General features: G+C 29.0%; 15 protein-coding genes. 10 read left to right on the forward strand and 5 right to left on the reverse strand.

What is annotated here, in order from left to right:
- Nucleotides 1-10: 10 nt before the first annotated feature.
- The 3 genes from tmk to rsmI are packed head-to-tail and all read left to right on the forward strand — an operon-like array spanning nt 11 to nt 2,305.
- Complete coding sequence (gene tmk, locus AC0B4N_RS00575; protein ID WP_465101984.1) at nt 11-655, forward strand: dTMP kinase; 645 nt, start codon at nt 11-13, stop codon at nt 653-655.
- Between the two features lie 2 nt (nt 656-657).
- Nucleotides 658-1,581 carry a hypothetical protein gene (locus tag AC0B4N_RS00580; protein ID WP_465101985.1) on the forward strand — a complete coding sequence of 308 codons (924 nt, stop codon included), beginning with the start codon at nt 658-660 and terminating at the stop codon, nt 1,579-1,581.
- Nucleotides 1,574-2,305 carry a 16S rRNA (cytidine(1402)-2'-O)-methyltransferase gene (rsmI, locus tag AC0B4N_RS00585; RefSeq protein ID WP_465101986.1) on the forward strand — a complete coding sequence of 244 codons (732 nt, stop codon included), beginning with the start codon at nt 1,574-1,576 and terminating at the stop codon, nt 2,303-2,305. Before AC0B4N_RS00580 ends, rsmI begins: the two co-directional genes overlap by 8 nt.
- A gap of 104 nt (nt 2,306-2,409) precedes the next feature.
- Here the strand turns inward: rsmI and AC0B4N_RS00590 are convergent, their stop codons facing one another.
- Nucleotides 2,410-3,567 (reverse strand): trigger factor-related chaperone, encoded by a 1,158-nt coding sequence (locus AC0B4N_RS00590; protein WP_465101987.1) that lies wholly within the window; start codon nt 3,565-3,567, stop codon nt 2,410-2,412.
- Between the two features lie 68 nt (nt 3,568-3,635).
- A complete protein-coding gene (locus AC0B4N_RS00595) occupies nt 3,636-6,020 on the reverse strand; it encodes a phosphoketolase family protein (protein WP_465101988.1) in 2,385 nt (794 codons plus the stop codon).
- Nucleotides 6,021-6,457: 437 nt separating this feature from the next.
- Here AC0B4N_RS00595 and tuf point away from each other — a divergent pair, with 437 nt between their 5' ends.
- On the forward strand, nt 6,458-7,645 hold the full coding sequence (gene tuf / locus AC0B4N_RS00600) for an elongation factor Tu (protein WP_465101989.1): 1,188 nt from the start codon (nt 6,458-6,460) through the stop codon (nt 7,643-7,645).
- A gap of 57 nt (nt 7,646-7,702) precedes the next feature.
- On the opposite strand, the gene mip is transcribed toward tuf, so the two are convergent.
- A complete protein-coding gene (mip, locus tag AC0B4N_RS00605; RefSeq protein WP_465101990.1) occupies nt 7,703-10,201 on the reverse strand; it encodes an Ig-specific serine endopeptidase MIP in 2,499 nt (832 codons plus the stop codon).
- A 93-nt stretch (nt 10,202-10,294) separates the two neighbouring features.
- Between mip and upp the strand changes: the two genes are divergently transcribed.
- The 6 genes from upp to AC0B4N_RS00635 all read left to right on the forward strand — a co-directional run bounded on the left by upp (nt 10,295) and on the right by AC0B4N_RS00635 (nt 17,995).
- On the forward strand, nt 10,295-10,915 hold the full coding sequence (upp, locus tag AC0B4N_RS00610) for a uracil phosphoribosyltransferase (protein ID WP_465101991.1): 621 nt from the start codon (nt 10,295-10,297) through the stop codon (nt 10,913-10,915).
- 391 nt (nt 10,916-11,306) lie between these two features.
- Nucleotides 11,307-11,924, forward strand: a complete 618-nt coding sequence (locus AC0B4N_RS00615; protein ID WP_465101992.1) for a hypothetical protein — start codon at nt 11,307-11,309, stop codon at nt 11,922-11,924.
- A 165-nt stretch (nt 11,925-12,089) separates the two neighbouring features.
- Nucleotides 12,090-14,651 (forward strand): DNA topoisomerase IV subunit A, encoded by a 2,562-nt coding sequence (locus AC0B4N_RS00620; RefSeq protein ID WP_465101993.1) that lies wholly within the window; start codon nt 12,090-12,092, stop codon nt 14,649-14,651.
- A gap of 6 nt (nt 14,652-14,657) precedes the next feature.
- Complete coding sequence (gene lysS / locus AC0B4N_RS00625; RefSeq protein WP_465101994.1) at nt 14,658-16,121, forward strand: lysine--tRNA ligase; 1,464 nt, start codon at nt 14,658-14,660, stop codon at nt 16,119-16,121.
- Nucleotides 16,122-16,214: 93 nt separating this feature from the next.
- A complete protein-coding gene (locus tag AC0B4N_RS00630) occupies nt 16,215-17,378 on the forward strand; it encodes a restriction endonuclease subunit S (protein WP_465101995.1) in 1,164 nt (387 codons plus the stop codon).
- Nucleotides 17,379-17,665: 287 nt separating this feature from the next.
- Nucleotides 17,666-17,995 carry a restriction endonuclease subunit S gene (locus AC0B4N_RS00635; protein WP_465102560.1) on the forward strand — a complete coding sequence of 110 codons (330 nt, stop codon included), beginning with the start codon at nt 17,666-17,668 and terminating at the stop codon, nt 17,993-17,995.
- A gap of 16 nt (nt 17,996-18,011) precedes the next feature.
- Here AC0B4N_RS00635 and rsmA read toward each other — a convergent pair whose 3' ends face one another.
- Together rsmA and AC0B4N_RS00645 are read right to left on the reverse strand one after the other, a co-directional pair.
- On the reverse strand, nt 18,012-18,791 hold the full coding sequence (rsmA, locus tag AC0B4N_RS00640; protein WP_465101996.1) for a 16S rRNA (adenine(1518)-N(6)/adenine(1519)-N(6))-dimethyltransferase RsmA: 780 nt from the start codon (nt 18,789-18,791) through the stop codon (nt 18,012-18,014).
- Entirely contained in the window at nt 18,791-19,594 is an 804-nt protein-coding gene (locus AC0B4N_RS00645) for a TatD family hydrolase (RefSeq protein ID WP_465101997.1), read from the reverse strand. Before AC0B4N_RS00645 ends, rsmA begins: the two co-directional genes overlap by 1 nt.
- Nucleotide 19,595 lies beyond the last annotated feature (1 nt).

A 19,595-nucleotide genomic window follows, 5' to 3' on the forward strand; every position in this document is an offset into this window, starting at 1 on the left:
GGAATAAGATATGTTTATTACATTTGAAGGTTTAGATGGTAGTGGTAAAACTACAGTGCTTAAAGAATTCTCTAAAAAACTTAGAGAATTCTTTCCAACTAAAGAAATAATAGAAACAAGGGAGCCAGGTGGCAAAGATCTTGTAGTTGCAGAAAAACTCCGTGAAATTATATTAGATCCAAGTAGTGATCTATCTCCTGTGGTTGAATCTATGCTTTATTCAACAAGTCGCAGAATTCACTTAGAAAAAGTGGTTTGGCCGTCTTTAGAACAAGGTAAAATAGTTCTTTGCGACCGTTACATTGATAGTTTTTATGCATATCAAGGTTTTGCACGCGATTTAGGGTATCAATTTACCAAGGATTTAACAAATCTTATAATCAATAAGTCAATTCCTGATATTACAATTTTTTTAGATATAACTCCTGAGGACGCTAAAAAACGTAGAGATAGCTCAAGACTTTTTGAAGATCGCTTAGAAAATGAAAAACTGGAATTTCATCATAAAGTTGATCAAGGATTTAAACACTTAATTAATGAAGATCCAAAGCGTTTTGTAGTGGTAAATGGGTTGAACTCTCCTGAAGAAGTTTGTGATGAAATTTTTGAAAAACTTAACAAGAATCAAAAGTTCCTTGATTTTATCAACAATTAATTATGCAAAATATTTATCAAAAAATCAATAAACTTATAACACAAAATAAACTAGCACACTTATACATATTTGATACTAAGAAAATCTTTAATGCAAAAGTGCAAATTGCAAAGCTTATTTTTATATTAAATGACCAGGAATTACCTGATACAAATCTAGAAAACTTAGATCTACAGTCTTTATTCCCAAATATTTATTATTTAGATGGAAGTATTGAAAAACTAAAAAAAGATACAATAGAATCTTTTTTTAATAATTTGATACTTAATAACATTGATTCAAAATATAAATATAAAATAGCTATTATTGAAAACTTAGAAAATACTCAAAAAGAGTCATTAAATAAGATTTTAAAAGAAATTGAAGAACCTTCTGACAATATTGTTTTTTTTCTTTTTTCCAAAAAACCAAAAGAACTATTACCAACAATTTTATCAAGGGCGCAATTACTTAAATTAGAAACTGACAATGATGAAACAAATGCTGGTGATGGTTTTAGTGTAATTGCAAAATCTTTTTCAAATTATGATCAAAAATTAATCCATGAATATAGTTCACAAGACTATGAAGATTTATTTTTAAAATACACTAAAACACTTAAAAATATTATTAAAAATAAATCTAAATTTAGTTTGCTATATTTAGATTTAAATGAGGATTTATCCAAAGAAAACCATAATAAAAATAAATTTATTTTAAATATTTTAAAGTATGCAATTTTAGGAATTCAAGACAACTCTAACTTTAATAAAAACAAATATATTATGCAACTAAACAATTTAAAAAAAGATTTGTGAAATTCATATCCAAGGGTTGGTAATTGAATTAAAGATATAAATAACTTCTTTCAATCTCTAAAACTAAATGCTAATTTTAAAATTCAGAAACAAGTTTTATTATTAAAATTAGGAGAAGTAAATGTCTAAGATTTATATTGTGGGCACCCCCATTGGTAATTTAAATGACATAACATTAAGAGCCCTTGAGACATTAAAATTTGTTGATGTAATCGCTTGCGAAGATACAAGAGTTACACAAAAATTACTTGATAAGTTTCAAATAAATAATAAAAAATTAATTATTAATAATGCTTTTACAGAATCCAAATCTGTAACAAAAATAGTTGAATTAGTTCAAGATGGCAAAAATGTAGCAATTGTTTCTGATGCAGGAATGCCAGCAGTTTCTGACCCAGGTTTTAGTATTATTACATTTGCAAGAAATGAAAATATTCCTGTAGAATTTATTCCAGGTGTAAGTGCTCCAATCTTAGCTTTTGTCGGTTCAGGTTTTAGTAATACTTTTACTTTTTTAGGTTTTGTCAAGGATAAAACTAACCAAAGAATTAAGGATTTTCAAACTTCAATTAAAGAGTTTAATCATACCTATATTTACTTTGTTTCGCCTCATAAATTATTAAACGTATTACAAGATCTTTATGCTGTCTTTAACGATTCAATTAAAGTATCCTTAGCTAAAGAATTAACAAAAATTCATGAAAATTGATTTATTGATAACCCCTCTAGTTTAATTAAATATTTTTCTGGTCTAGAGACAATTAAAGGTGAATTTACTATGTGCATAATGTTGCCCAAAGATAAACATAAAAAAATAAATAAGTATCAACACTTTTCAAAACACAAAAATTAATTAAACTAGGAAAAACATTTAGATAACTTAAAACCTAGCAGAAAATCCTTTTCTGCTAGGTTTTATTATTTGTAAAATTTAAATACTATTTAATAACAAATATTTTACTTTTCTTGTTTTTTGTCTTGGAAGATAATATATTTTTCAAAAGCAGGAATAAAAGCGTTGTTTTGTTCTTTTAATAATTTATGCGCTAATTTTTTCATTAACACAGCATCAGCTGCACGCCTCACATCAACCTGATTATTATTTGGATTATTTAAAAATGATTGCACTCTCTTAATCTCATAATCTAACTCTTCATTCGTGATGCTCATTTCAAACACTTTTGCAACATAATTAAACCAAAAGTAATTTAAAATTGAATTTTTAACAATTTCGTATTTGTTACCCGTAAAATCTGGAGCAAAATTAAATGCTTCAATATCACTTTGAATTAATTCTTCAGGTAATTCAATTTCTTTGTTAGCTTGACGAATGCTATCAATTACTCTTCAACCATATTCAAATAAAGCTTCACTAACAATTTGTTCCATTAATGAATCATGGATAAATTCTTTCACATCTTTTAAAGTATTAATATTCTCAATCCCTATTTTTGATGCATTTAAGTCTGTAATTGGCTCCTGAACCATTTTAAATACTTGTTTAACATTAATTTCTAAGTTGAATTCGGGGTTAGGCGCAAAAGTAAATGTTTCACCATTTTTCTTTGTTAAAATAACATATTCAAGGTTTTCTTGCGGAACATCTTTTGAAGCAATAATTTCAAAATGTTGAGCTGAATTATTTTTAACGTCTTTTACCTCCAACACAACCACATCGCTATGTTCAATTTCTGACCCATCATCTTTTGATTTTCTAAATTTAAAGTTGGTAATATATTGCTCAGTAAATGATGCAATTTCTAGTTGATAATTTGGTCTTAAATTGAACGGAAGCATTTTGTATGCATCATTTGTAAAGTCTTTTATGTCATCTTTATCTATATAATACGATTTAAAATCAAAACTAAGTTTGTTAATATTAACAGTTTTGTTAATAACCATTGGTCTAAAATAAAATACATAATCATTAACTTTTTGAGATAAAGCATGAAATTCATTATTAATAGCGACTTGGATATATCCATTTGATGCAAAGTCTAAAATTGCTTGTTGGTTAACTTTTTGCTTTTGATTTTCTAAAAACTTTAATGATTCATTTTGAATCTTAATTCATTCATTACCTTCAACGGTAATATTTTTAATTGTATGTTTCATTATTCTCCTAATCTAATAATAATTATATAAAAACTATCCAAATTATATGGATAGTTTTTTTATTATATTTATTTTCTGTTAAGACCTTCCCATTTTCAGTATCTAACTTCATCAATATCAATACCAACTTCTTTAATATATTTATTGTGGTAAGCAACTTTTTGTTCCATTAAGTTAACAAAGTCTTTTGCAGCTTCACCATATACAGCTTGAGCAGCAGTTTGAGAAATGTGGAATCTGTCCATTTCTGACATTAAACGAATATCAAATGATGTTGTAATATCACCATGTTCTCTGTAACCATGAATAAATAAGTTGTGGTTTTGACGTGAGAAGAAGATATCTCTAATAAGCCCTTCAAATCCGTGGAATGCAAATACAATAGGTTTATTTGTTGTAAATACACTATTGAATTCAGCGTCAGATAATCCACGAGGATCGATGCTTTGGTGTCTTAATTTTAATAAATCAACTACATTAACAAATCTAATTTTAAGATCTGGGAAATGTTTGTTAAGAATTGAAATAGATGCTAAAGCTTCTAAGTTTGGTTCAGTACCTGATGCCACAACAACTAAATCTGGTTCTTCACCAGGTTTTGTAGTTGAAGCCCAATCAATAACTTTATAACCTCTTTCAACTAATTCTTTAGCTTCTGCAACTGAGTAAAATTGTTCACGAGGTTGTTTAGAAGCAACAATTAAGTTAATAACATCTCTTTCTCTAAATGCTTTATCTAGGACAGCTAATAAAGTATTAGAGTCAGCTGGTAAGTATTCACGAATTAATTCTGGACGTTTATCAGCTAAGTGTCCTAAGATGCCAGGATCTTGGTGTGTATAACCATTATGATCTTGTTGGAATGCTGTTGAAGTAGCAATAATATTTAATGAAGGGTAATCTTTTCTTCAATCAATTTTACGAGCTTTAACAACTCATTTCATGTGTTGAGTAAGCATTGAGTCAACTACTCTTAAAAATGATTCATATGAAGCAAAGAATCCGTGACGTCCAGTTAATACATAACCTTCTAAGAATCCCTCTGCTTGGTGTTCAGATAATTGTGAATCAATTAATCTACCAGCAGGACTTAAAAATTCATCTAATTCTGGATCAATTTTTTCCATTCATTGTCTATTTGTTACTTTGAAAATATCAAATAGTCTGTTTGATTTAGTTTCATCAGGTCCAAAAGCACGGAAGTTAGTTGGGTTACGTTTGATCATATCTGCAAATCATGTTCCGGCTGTAACCATGTCTTGTCCTTTAATTTCTCCAGGTTTTGAAAATTTAAGAGCAAAATCTTCTCAATTTCCAAAGTTAAGAAGTGTAGGATTTACACCACCATTTGCAACTGGGTGCATTCCCATTCTCTTCAAGCCTTTAGGAGCAATTTCGGCAAATTCTTGTTTAAATGAACCATCTTTATTAAATAATTCATGTGGATGATATGACATTAATCATGTCTTTAATTCATCCATCATTTTTGGGTTTTCTGATGTAACAGGCAATGGAACTTGGTGAGCTCTAAAACTTCCTTCATAAGTTAAGCCATTGATCTTGTTTGGTTGTGTTCAACCTTTAGGTGTTCTTACAATAAGAGCAGGTCAAATTGGTTTTTTAGCTTCTTCAGCTGGTTTTAATCTAGCTTCTGCTTGAATTTTTTTAATTTTTTCAATAGCTAAGTCAAATTTCTTAGCCATTTGCTCGTGAATGCCGACTTGATCATTAACATCAGCTTCTACAAAAATAGCTTCCCAACCATACCCGGCTAACATGCTTTCAATTTCTTTGTTAGATTTTCTTGCAAAAATAGTTGGGTTTGAAATTTTACCACCATTTATGTGTAAAATTGGTAATACAGCACCATCGTTAACTGGGTTGATAAACGATGTTGCAAATCATCCTACTGCTAATGGACCAGTTTCAGCTTCTCCATCTCCAATAACAGTAGCCGCAATAATATCTGGGTTGTCCAAAATAGCTCCTGTAGCATGTGAAAGCGCATATCCTAATTCACCACCTTCGTGAATTGAACCTGGAGTTTCTGGTGCCGCATGTGATGCTGTTCCACCAGGGAATGAGAATCTTTTGAACATTTTAGTAAGACCATCTAAGTCCTTTGTAATTTCTGGGAATAATTCTGTATAACTTCCATCTAAGTATGAGTTAGAAATCATAACTTGTCCACCATGTCCTGGACCTTCGATGTAAAACATTTCTAAGTCATATTTATTAATAACACGGTTTAAGTGTGCATAAATTAAGTTTTGTCCAGGAATTGTTCCTCAGTGCCCAATTGGGTACATTTTGATATCTTCTGGTTTTAGTTCTTCTAATAATAATGGGTTTTTTCTTAAGTACATTTGACCAACAGATAAATAGTTAGCTGCTCTCCATCAAGCGTGCAATTTGTCTAAATATTTTTTGTCGTCAAAATTTGATTTATTCATATTTTCTCCTTGAATTTTGTGATATAAAACAACATATAGATAACTTCAACTAAATCTATATGTATAAATATTTTACCGAATTTTAAAATATTAATAAATAAAAAAGCAATTAAAGACTAAAAATTTGCTAAGGCACAAATAATAAAATCATTTTTTTAATACTAAAAATTGGATATTTAAACCATTAAATTTTTAGTAATTTTTAGCTGTTTTAATTCTAATTTTTTTCTGGTATAATTACATATAACTTAATAAATACATTAAGCAATACTAGTATTAAAATTAACGCTAAGAATAATATTTTAGTAAAATAATATACTAAAAATTATGGACAGGATCTAGGTGTAAGACTAGACTAAGGTTGGTTTTAGCGCTAAAACATACATTAATAAAAATTATATATAACAAAATAAATACAAATTTCAGAAAGGAAAAAAATGGCAAAATTAGATTTTGACCGTAGTAAAGAACACGTTAACGTTGGTACTATTGGACACGTTGACCACGGTAAAACAACATTAACTGCTGCTATTGCTACAGTTTTAGCTAAAAAAGGATTATCAGAAGCTCGTGATTATGCTTCTATTGATAACGCACCAGAAGAAAGAGCACGTGGGATTACAATTAACACCTCACACATCGAATATCAAACTGAAAAACGTCACTATGCTCACGTAGACTGTCCAGGTCACGCTGACTACGTTAAAAACATGATTACCGGTGCTGCTCAAATGGATGGGGCTATCTTAGTTGTTGCTGCAACAGATGGACCTATGCCTCAAACTCGTGAACACATTCTTTTATCTAAACAAGTTGGTGTTCCTCGTATCGTTGTTTTCTTAAACAAAGTTGATATGTTAGAAGGTGAAGAAGAAATGATCGAATTAGTTGAATTAGAAATTCGTGGTCTTCTTTCAGAATATGGATTTGATGGAGATAATGCTCCAATTATCCGTGGATCAGCTTCAGAAGCTTTAGCTGGAAATGCTAAATATGAAGAAAAAATTATGGAATTAATGGATGCTGTAGATACATACATCGAAACTCCAGTTAAAGAATTTGAAAAACCATTCTTAATGGCTGTTGAAGACGTTTTCACAATTACAGGACGTGGAACTGTTGCAACAGGACGTGTAGAACGTGGAACTTTAAAATTAAACGACGAAGTTGAAATCGTTGGACTTAAAGCTACTAAAAAAACAGTTGTTACAGGAATTGAAATGTTCCGTAAAAACCTTAAAGAAGCATTGGCTGGTGATAATGCAGGATTATTACTTCGTGGTGTAAACCGTGAAGAAATTGAACGTGGTCAAGTTTTAGCAAAACCTGGTTCAATTATCCCTCACACAGAATTCGAAGCAGCTATTTATGTTCTTAAAAAAGAAGAAGGAGGGCGTCACACTCCATTCTTCAAAAACTATAAACCACAATTCTACTTCCGTACAACAGACGTTACTGGTGGAGTTGAATTCGAAGCTGGACGTGAAATGGTTATTCCAGGCGAAAACGTTAACTTAAAAGTTAAATTAATTGCTCCTATCGCGGTTGAAGAAGGAACAAAATTCTCAATTCGTGAAGGTGGTCGTACAGTTGGTGCTGGTTCAGTAACAAAAATTATTAAATAATTTTGTTACAAATTTATATCAAAAAAAAACTACAAGTTTCCTTGTAGTTTTTTTCTTTTAGTTATTTTTAAATTGGAATTCTTCAGGAATTGTATTAAGTCCATTAGGAAATAGGTGTGTTTTAAGATTTGGATTTTCTTTTAATAATGCCTCACGGTATGATTTACCTACTTTTTGATCCTTCCCACCTCCGTAAATAACATCATACTGTGGCAAGTTGTATGAGCCATAAAGTTCTTGGTAATTAAATCCTTCTGATCTAAAAGCTGCAGCAATTCCTGTTAATGCTGATTGATTTACACTATGGAAAATTCCAACGAGTTTATTTTCCTGGTTTCTAACTGAAGAACCTGATGCACCACCACCGGGAGCAAAACGTCTTGGCATATATCCTAAATTCATAGCAACATATTCTTTGCCATCATCCGAAGAACGATAAGCACCAGCACCAGATAGTGGGGCACTTAAAAATTGATCTACAACACCTGGTTTATCAATAAAAGTACGATATCCTAGTGCATATGATAGTCCATATCCTAATTCATAATTTAATTTAGATGCTTCATCATTAGTTGGGCCAGGCTTTTTGTAAAGATCGTATGAAGCATTAGTTCACAAACTATAAGTATTTTTTGCATTTGCAATCAATACTTCATCTTCATATTTATCTAAAAAGAAGTCAAAAAATCCATTTGCTTGAGTTTGTGGATAACCAAGTGCAAACAAACTGTCATATTCACGTAATTTTTGCAGTTCATTTTTATTTAATGATAAAGGTATGTCAATTTTTTTGTAGTTATGTAAATAATCATAATTAACAAAAGATATTTTTTTATCATTTTTATCTGCATAATTATTAGTAATACTTCTAATTTGTTCTTCGGTGAAGTTGGTTTTGCTAAAATCAACTTCGAATACTGCAAAGTCAATGAATTCTTTTTTATCAAATGTTTTATCGGCTAAAAAGTCAGATGGGTCTTTTTGTAAATAATCACGACCATCAAAAATACGTTTTAATGAAAGTTTATTATTTCCAGCAAAATCTAATGATACATATCTATCATCATGAGGTACAGTTTCCAATTTTTGATAAAGTGATGGGTTGTTTTCATTTAAAACAGTTAATTGGAAATTTTCAAAATTATCTTTATCCATTCCGTCAAGTACGTGTAAATTAGTTGCAAAATAAAATTTCTTAGGATATTGACCTTGAGGGGCTAATTCATGGTCAATTATTCATGCCGTACCTGCATGAGGTGTAACACTACGGTATCAATTTTCCAAGTGTCTAAAGTTAGTTGTTTCTTTAACTCTTTTAGTAATATTTGCTTTTGTTTTTTCACTTAATCCTGCGGTGTTATTCATTTTATCTAAAATAAGATTTTGGCGACCAATAATATATTCATCATACAAGGAAGAAGCTTGTTGATAATCTGAATTTTCAGCTAATATTTGATTTCAACCTTGGGAAATTAATTCATCGACAACACCAGGGGTCTTAATATTTCTGTCTAGTTTATCTTTTAGCTCTTGTTTTTTAGCAGAATCCTTTATTTTTTCAAATAAATTGTGAACTAATTTATCATCATTTTTTAAGATTTCTTTTGCTAAGTTTCTTTCTTGTTCATTAATAGAAACAGATCAATTGGTTAGTTTAAATTGATATGTTTGAGTTGCCATCGTTGCATATTGTTCATTAGTAATAGTTCTGGCTAAACCAATATTTTTAAATGTTTCCTTGTTGTATCCATCTACCCATGAATAAGTTTTTGGTGCCTCCGCTTTTTGCATATTTAAGCCTATAAAATTTCCAGCCTCATCATATTCAGGAATTGTCATTCCTAAACGATTAGATCTATCATAAGTTGGCACTCCTACTTCATTAGCTTTAAGATCAAACTTTTGCTTATCGCTAGTTTTTATATTTGTTTCTCTTAATTGGGAATTTCTCGCAAGACCTTGATCATATTGTTCCATGTCTTTTTCATATCTTTGTTTTTGTGTAGAACTAACATATTTACCTCACTCAGATTGTGAGGCGCTTCGCTGTTGAATTATAAAATTATTTTCAGCTTTAAAACCGGATACTTCAAAATTAAAATATTCTTCAGTATCTCTATAACCAAAGATTAATCTAACTGTATTTTGTTCAAGCGAAACTGCATTTACAAAGAAAAACTTATCTGAATGAGCTTCTTTAAGCGAAACTTCAAGTTCATTAGAAGCAAGCTGATCACTAAATTGTTTGCTTGTTAATTGTTGTTTAAAATTACTTGAATCAATAAAAGAACCACTAACTTTAAATAATTCTTCAAAACTTTTCCCATTTACATACTCTTTTACAGATTGTAATGTAGGGAGTTGTGTTTTAAAAATATTTGGATCTACTTCGCGAAGATTAGAGCCACCACCATTATCGGGAGGATTAGGTGTATCATTATTTGGTGGTACTACTGGTTTACTTGGTTCGCTTGCACAACTTGTTAAAACAAGAAAACCAAATGCACTCAAAATAGTGCTATTGATTGATAGAAATTTTTTATTTATTTTTTTCATTTATTCTCCTTATTAATATAAATTCAAATTCATACTATTCTATATATTATTATATATGATTACTGGTATAATAATAAAAAAGGATACAAATTTATGTTAAAAGTTATAAACCATCCTATTATTAATATTAAAATAGATCAGCTAAGAAACATCGAAACAAATCATGAACAATTTAGATTGATTATGCATGATTTGTCACGTTTGCTTGTATATCCAGTTATGCAAGATTATATAACAACTAAAACTCAAAAAATTAGCGGAACAAATACTGCATTTGAAGCTAATTCATATGATCAACCTATCTTATTAATTCCAATATTACGGGCAGGCCTTGGTATGGTTCAGGGCTTTAGTGAACTATTGCCTCATGCTAAAATTGGTCATATAGGTTTATACCGCGATACTGACGGAAATATTAAAGAATATTTATACAAATTACCAGAAATAAACAAAAATGCAAAAGTTATTTTGCTTGATCCTATGCTTGCTACAGGGGCATCTTTAGATATTGCAATTCAAAAATTAAAAGATGATGGATTTAGAGATATTATTGTTGTTAATTTAATATCATCTAAATATGGAACAGATGTTATTCACAAGAAACATAAAGATGTTAAGATATTCGTTGCAGCACTTGACAAAGAATTAAATAACAAAGGATATATAATTCCTGGACTCGGTGATGCTGGGGATCGTTTATTTGGGACAAAATAATCCTATTCAGTTTTGAATAGGATTATTTTGTAAAATTAAAGTATTGTTATATCAAAATATTTTAATAAAAATAGAATAATGTATAATTTTTAAATGTACACAAAAAAAATGAAATGAAACTCATAAAAATAAATTTCAATTAAAATCTAGTCAAACTTTTATAAACCATGGTTATAAATTTTCTATAAATTCATTTTGAAATTCTGTTGATGACTTAATTGCAGCAACACACATGGTTAAAAACGATGAAAATTAAAAAAATATTTTTAGCCGCGCTTTCTTTTGTTTTGCCTTTATGCTTATCTCTTGCCAACACAAACAATCCTCTGGCGAAGACAAGCCACCAATAGAAGACGAAAACACAATATACCAAAAAATTCAAGATATTTATGTGTCAATTGAACAAGACTTTTATAAATTTGTAAAAGTAGCAACATTTGTAACAAATAATACACCCTGGAGTCCTAATAATACAACTAATGGACGTCAACAACTTAATGCAGGTATTTTTAATGACGTTCCTAAGGGCAATAAACATAATGGATATATTAAAATATCTACAGCAGATGACTTTAATAATTTTATTATTAAGAAATATATAGAATGACATGATGTTAGTAATGTTGAAGGTATTGAATCTGAAATTAAAAAATACTTTGAAGACGTTTTTTTAGATGCAAAGGATGTTTATGAGACCTTAAATAAATATGATGTATTTATCTATGATACAATAATACCTCGTCAACTTGAACATAGTATTTTAATACCACATGAAGATAGTAATAAATTTGAAATTCACGACCTTGGAAATGTAGGTTTTTCCTACCCTAGTACGACTATACTAAGAATATATAATTATTGAGGAGTCTTTAAGGTTCCTAAAAGTAAAGAATTAGTATTTAAGCGAGTAGGTTTTATTAGTCCTGGAGATGATAAAAAGACATACCTTAATAAAATAGAGTCATGATATAATAATGAATACAAAAAATCAATAAAGAAAGAAGATTAATTTAATTAATCTTCTTTTAAATAATTAAAATATTAGTTTTCTTGTATACAAAACTAATAAAATGGTACTAATCTCTTTTTTATTAATTAATAAAAGCATTAGTATAATAAAAACACATTTTCCGTGCTATAATTAATACAAAGATTAAATAAATCGAGGAATTAAATGAAAACTAAAATCAACCAAACACTTGAAAAAATTATTGATGAAACATTAGAAAAAACATTATCAGAACGTTTTGAAAGATATGCTAAATATGTTATCCAGCAGCGAGCCTTGCCTGATGCACGTGATGGACTTAAACCAGTGCAGCGACGAATTATTTATTCAATGTTTTCGCTTGGTTTAGACTTTGACAAGCCTTATAAAAAATCCGCTAGGGTTGTTGGTGATGTAATTGGTAAATATCACCCTCATGGAGATTCCTCAGTTTATGAAGCCATGGTTAATATGTCTCAATGGTGAAAAAATAATATTCCTTTGTTAGATATGCATGGTAATATTGGTTCAATTGATAACGATCCAGCTGCTCAAATGAGATATACTGAGGTAAGATTATCAAAAATAGCTAAATATATGATTGGAGATATAAAGAAAAAAACCACATTATTTGTCCCAAATTTTGATGATTCAGAAAAAGAACCCTTAGTACTCCCAACATTATTCCCTAATTTATTAGTTAATGGGGCTATGGGTATTGCAGTTGGTATGGCTACTAACATGTTGCCGCATAATTTAAATGAAATCATTGATGCAACAATTCATAAAATCAAAAATCCTACAGCATCTTTAAAATCAATTTTAAAATATATTAAAGGTCCAGATTTTCCAACTGGGGGGATTATTCATGGAACTAGTGGAATCATTGAAGCTTTTGAATATGGTAATAATTCAACCAAAAATAAAATAAGACTCTTTAGTAAATATGATATTTATACTAAAGGAGAATATAAATTTGTTGAAATAACTGAAATCCCATATGGGGTTGTAAAATCAGCTTTGGTTTATTCAATTGACGAAATAATTCAAAATAAATCAATTGCTGGATTATTAGAAGTTAAAGACCAATCAGACCGATCAGGAATTAACATCTTATTAACCTTAGAAAAAGATTCTAACGATAAAAGCATTATGAGTTATTTATTTAGCAAAACTAAATTACAAAATACATATAACTATAACCAAGTAGTTATTGTTAATGGTCGACCCAAATTAGCTTCTTTATTAGATCTTTTAGATAATTACATTTTACATGTCAAAGAGGTTAAAACAAAAACCATAACTTTCGATTTAGAAAAAAGTAATTTGAGATTAGAAATAATTTTGGGGCTTTTAAAAGTAAGTGAAATAACTGATGCTATCATATCTGTAATTAGAAATGCACAGGGGTCAAAAGCAGGGGTTATACAAGCCTTAATTGATAATTTTAAATTTACTCAAAATCAAGCAACCGCCATTGCTGAACTTAGATTATATAAATTAAGTAAAACAGACAAAGAAGCTTTAAACCAAGAAAAAGAGGAATTGCAAAAAAATATTGGTCTCTTTGAACTGTTGTTAAGTAATGAAGATAAATTTAATGAGTATATAATTAACGAACTAAAAGAAATTAAAAAACTCTTTGGTTATCCTAGAAGAACACAAATAATTGAAGAAGATTATATCTTTACATACCAAGAAACGGATTTAATCAAAGATGTGGATAGTTATGTAGCAATTACTAAACAAGGATATTTAAAAAAATTAAGTGATAAAACTGTGAGTTCTAATTCATTATCATCTTACCCCTTAAAAGAAAATGACTTCTTAAAATATTTCACTAAGTTTAATTCAATGGATACTTTATTAATTTTTACAACTCATGGTAATTATATTCAATTGCCAATCTATAAAATTAATGAATATAAATGGCGCGAAGCTGGGAAAAAACTTAGTGAACTAGTTGATTGAAAACTAAACGAAGAGGTTGTTTCAGTTATTAAAGTTAATAATTGAAGCGAAAAGATTTTTTTAGTTATTGGTACAAAAAACGGTTTATTTAAAAAAGTAAAATTATCAGATTTTAAAGTACAAAAACTTAATAAAAGTTATACAGCAATTAACATTTCTAGTGGTGATGAAGTTGTAAACGTTACAATCAGTAATGGCTTACATGATATACTCATTTTAACAAATAATGGTTTATGCTCTTTATATAGTGAAACTGACTTAGCGATTTACTCACCTAAAGCAAAAGGAAATAAAGGAATTTATCTTTCGCTTAATGATAAGGTGGCCCAATTTATCATGGTTAAAAACCAGGATATCTTAAATATTCTTACCAGTAATGGCCAAATTAAGCATCTACATGTTAGTAAGTTACAATATGTAACAAAACTAATCAAAGGTAAAAAAATAATTAATATTGATAATTTTAAAGTTGCAGATTTACAAACAGGTTATAATTTTAAAATTATTGGTCAAAATTCAAGCAATCAAAGTTTTATTGAAGAATTATTTATTCCAACAACTATAAAACATGGTTTTGAAACAGATTTAAAAATACAATCATTAATAAAAATAAATTTCCTTAAACTAGAAAATGAATCAGACTTTCAAACAAAGGATTTATTTTCAAAACAAACACTAAAAGATGAACAAGAAGACTTTTTAAGAAGTGAAGCAAAAATTAATGAAAGTTCATTAAGATTAGAAGAACTTTTAAAAAAATTAAACAATGAAAAGTAGGTAACAATGCAAAAATATACAGAACAAGAACTTGTCAGACGTAATAAATTAAAAACTTATAAAGATCTTAATATTGAACCATTTGCCAAAGCAAATGGACTAAAAGAACTACAATATTCAGATCATATTCTTAAAACTTATGAATCATATACTAAAGAAGAGTTACATGACTCTAATCATGAAGTTGCAGTAGCGGGTAGAATTATGACTATGCGGGGCCCTTTTATCTTAATTCAAGACTATCATTCTAAGATCCAAGTTTACTTTAACAAAAAAGAACATGAATCTTTAGCATCATTAGTTAATACTTTTGATATAGGTGATATTATCTATGTTGAAGGTAAAGTTATGAAAACAAATACCGGTGCAGTATGTATAAAAACAACCAATATCAAACTTTTAACTAAAGCCCTTAAACCTCTTCCAGATAAATTCCATGGACTAGTAGATGTTGAAGAAATCTACAGACATAGATATGTCGATTTAATTATGAACGAAGAATCAAAGAAGGTGTTTTGAACAAGAACGAAAATTATTTCAGAAATTAGACAATATTTTGATGGTTTAGAATATATGGAAGTGGAAACTCCTTTTTTACATAACTACCTTTCAGGAGCTTCAGCAAAACCATTTACCACTCATCATAATGCCTTAAACCAAGATTTTGTTTTAAGGATTGCAACTGAAATTCCACTTAAAAAACTTTTAGTTGGTGGAATTGATCGAGTTTATGAAATAGGACGTATTTTCCGTAATGAGGGAATTGATACTACTCATAATCCAGAATTTACATCAATTGAATTTTACGAGGCTTATTCAAACCTTGAAGGTATGATGAATCGTACTGAAACCTTAATTAAACAAATCGCTAAAAAATTAGGTAAAACAAAGATTCTTAATAAAGGTGTTGAAATTGATTTAGAAACACCATTTAAGAGAATTGATATGGTAGATGCTGTTTCTAAAGTTACTAATGTAGACTTTAGAAACATTAGTTTAGAAAAAGCTTTAGAAGTCGCCAAAAAGAATGGTGTTAAACTACAAAAATACTTCCAATTAGGTCATATTATTAACGAACTTTTTGAACAATTAATTGAAAAAACATTAATTCAACCAACCTTTGTCTATGGACACCCTATCGAAATATCACCATTAACTGCTAAAGCAAATGATCCAAGATTTACAGAGCGTGCTGAATTATTTATTAATACTAAAGAATATGCTAATATGTATACCGAACTTTCAGATCCTATTGATCAATTGGAACGTTTTGAAGCACAATTAGAAGAAAAAAACAATGGAAATGATGAAGCTAGTGATATTGATTGAGACTTTCTAGATTCATTAAATTATGGTATGCCTCCTGCTGGTGGCTGCGGTATTGGAATTGATCGTTTAACTATGCTTTTAACTGAAAAAGAATCTATACGTGATGTTCTTTTATTTTCCACATTAAAACATAAAAAATAATGTTAAAGCAAGTCTTGCACCTTGCTTTTTCTATAACCTTTTTATGTGCTATAATTAAATAATATTTAATGTTATTTAAAGGGAGGTTTAATAGTGAACAAAATTGAGAAACTGATTAAAGAATTATGTCCTAATGGAGTAAAAATAGTAAAACTTAGCGAAGTTGCAAAATGTAAAAGCGGAAAAAGGCTTACTAAAAGCCAATTACTAGATAAAGGCTACCCAGTAATGAGCGGAGGAATTAATCCAATAGGGTATTGAAATGAATATAACTATAATGAAAATACAACTTCAATAGCCCGGTATGGTACTGCCGGGTATGTAAGGTGAGAAACTCAAAAGTTTTGGGCAATTGATGCTTGTTGAGTTATAACAGATTTAAAAGATTCAGTTAATGCAAGGTATTTATATTATGTTATAAAGAATAAAGAACAAGAACTTATTGAATCAGTATTCGGTACAATACCCGCCTTAAAATCAGATACAGTCCACAATTTAGATATTCCCCTCCCTCCCCGCGCTATCCAAGATGAAATTGTGAAAATTCTAGACAATTTCACAGAACTTACCACAGAACTTACCACAGAACTTACCACAGAACTTAAATATCGTAAGCAACAATATGAGTATTATCGCGATAAATTATTAACTTTTGATGATTCAAAAGTTAAGGTAGAATACAAAAGAATTGATCAATTATTTAAATTAAGTAGAGGAATTGTTATCTCTAAAGATTATATTAGAGATAACCCAGGAGAGTATCCAGTATATTCATCACAAACCGAAAATAACGGTGAACTTGGTAAGATTAATACGTACCAATACGATGGAGAATATATTACCTGGACCACAGACGGTTATGCTGGAACAGTATTTTATCGCACCGGTAAATTTAGTATCACAAATATTTGTGGCTTACTAACTCCACTATCTCATAACAATAACCTGAAGTTTATAGCTTATGTACTTCAAATAATTACAAAGAAATACGTTAGAAAAGGAGTGAATGCAAATGCCAAACTAATGAGTAATGTCATGGCCGGTATTCAAATTCCCCTGCCACCCCTTCCAGTGCAAAACCGCATTGCAGAAGTCTTAGACAACTTTGAGCAAATTTGTCATGATCTCAAAATTGGATTGCCTTCTGAAATATCTTTAAGACAAAAACAATATGAATATTATAGAGATCTCTTATTATCGTTTAATATTAATGATATTGAGAGAGAGAGAGAGAGAGAGAAGATAATTCCGGATTAGCCAAACTCTTTGAATATGTGTTTGGTTTTGATAAAAATAGTTCTATAAATACTTTTATAATCTTCAAAAAACTTGGTGATATTACAAAATGCACACAAGGAAAACAACTATTAAAAAGCAAATTAAAAAATAATGGTTACCCAGTAATAAATGGAGGAACTTCTCCGGTTGGTTTTTGAGATTAATACAACTATACTGAAAATAAAATAACTATTGCAAGAGTAGGATCCGCTGGCTTTGTTTCTTGACAAAGTAAAAACTTCTGAGCTGGTGATTGTTTATTTGTTATAACTGATATTAACAATAATGTTAATCATAAATATCTTTACTATGTTTTAAAAAATAGTGAATTAAAACTACAAAAACAAGCTATTGGTGCTATACCTAACTTAAGAACTAATGATATTTATAATTTAGATATTCCTATCCCTCCCCTTCAAATTCAAAACAAAATTGTTGAAATATTAGATAATTTCTCTGACTTAACAAACGATTTAACTAAAGGCTTACCAGCTGAAATAAACCTTAGCAAAAACAATATGAATATTATAGGGATAGGTTATTGAGTTTTGATAAAGTTAATTAAAACAAATATAAAAAAACGTTTATGCTTGTAAGCTAAGCATAAACGTTTTATTTTTCTAATTCTTGATATAAATTTAATATTTTTTCTATTTCTAATTCTTGAATTCTTGTATTATCATTTAAATTAAGTTTTAAATATGCATTATCGATCTTCTCAAATGAATATTTAGATTTTAAACTAAAACTAAGTTTTTTTCTTCTATTAGCAAAACATAGTTTAAAAAATTCTTTTAGTTCTAACCAAGATTCTTTTGTGATATTTGGATAAAATTCAAATAAAACAATAGCAGAATCTACTTTCGGGGCAGGTATAAAACAACCAGCAGGTACTATAAATTCTAAATTAACTTTAGCTAAATATTGAGCACTGACAGTTAATTTAGAATAATCATAAGTTTTATATTTAGCTATTAATCTTTGTGCTACTTCTTTTTGAACCATTAAAATAGCCTTTGAAAATTTATCTCCGTGTTCAAAGATTTTAAATAAAATATCTGTTGTAATATAGTATGGTATGTTGGCAATAACTATTGAATTCGGTAAATTTGATAAATCTGATTTTAAAAAGTCTTGATGTCTCAAATCAAGGTTATTAAGATTAATATTTTTATTTAAGACATCAACCATATCTTTATCAATTTCAAAGGCAATAACTTGTTTTGCTTTTCTAACTAATTCTTTAGTTAAAGCCCCTCTACCAGGTCCTATTTCAACTATAACTTGATCATTAATATCAAATAATGAAACTATTTTATTAATAATATTTGAATCATGTAAGAAGTTTTGCCCAAACTTCTTTTTGGCAAAAACGTGTTTCTTATCTTTCATTATAAATTAAATAACTTTCTAACATTTTTATTAATACGATCTACATATTTATCTAAACCTACTTGTTTTAGGCCTGCAATATAATAATAAACATATAAAACGGTATTAGGTTCATTCTTTTGCCCAGTATACGGATGCACTCTTAAAAACGGTGCATCTGTTTCATTTAAAATTCTTTCTAAAGGTAAAAATTCGATAACTTCCCTAGTAGTTATTGAAGATCCAAAAGTAACGACCCCGCTAAAAGAAAAATATAAATTTGGAAATTCCAAAAACTTTTTGGCTCATTCTAAGTTTCCGGCGAATGTGTGTAACATACATTTAATTTTAGGATATTTTACTAAAATGTTATATACATCTTGGTATGTTAAATACTCATTATCTTTATCTCTAATATGAATTACACACGGTAAATTATTATCATATGCCAATTTAACCTGATTTTCAAAACTTGCTATTTGATTTTCTCGAGTTGGTGAATCTTCATAATAATAGTCTAAACCTATTTCACCAATTGCAATAATATGCTCTTTATTTAACTCCAATAACTCTTTAACTTGGAGATAGTCATCTCCATCTTTGCCAGCTTCTGGGTGAATTCCGATACAAGCTTTAAATAAAGGGTATTTTTTGGCTAATTCAATGGCCTCAATATTTTCTTGTGGGTGTCCACCATTATTAATAAAAAATTCAATGTTATTGTATTCAGCTGCTTCCATAATTTCTTGAATGTGAAATTCTTGGTATGACCTAGTTGAAACGTGGCAATGTGCATCAATAAATTTATTTCTTTTTTTACTCATA

Source organism: Mycoplasma sp. 13536 (genome assembly GCF_055523495.1).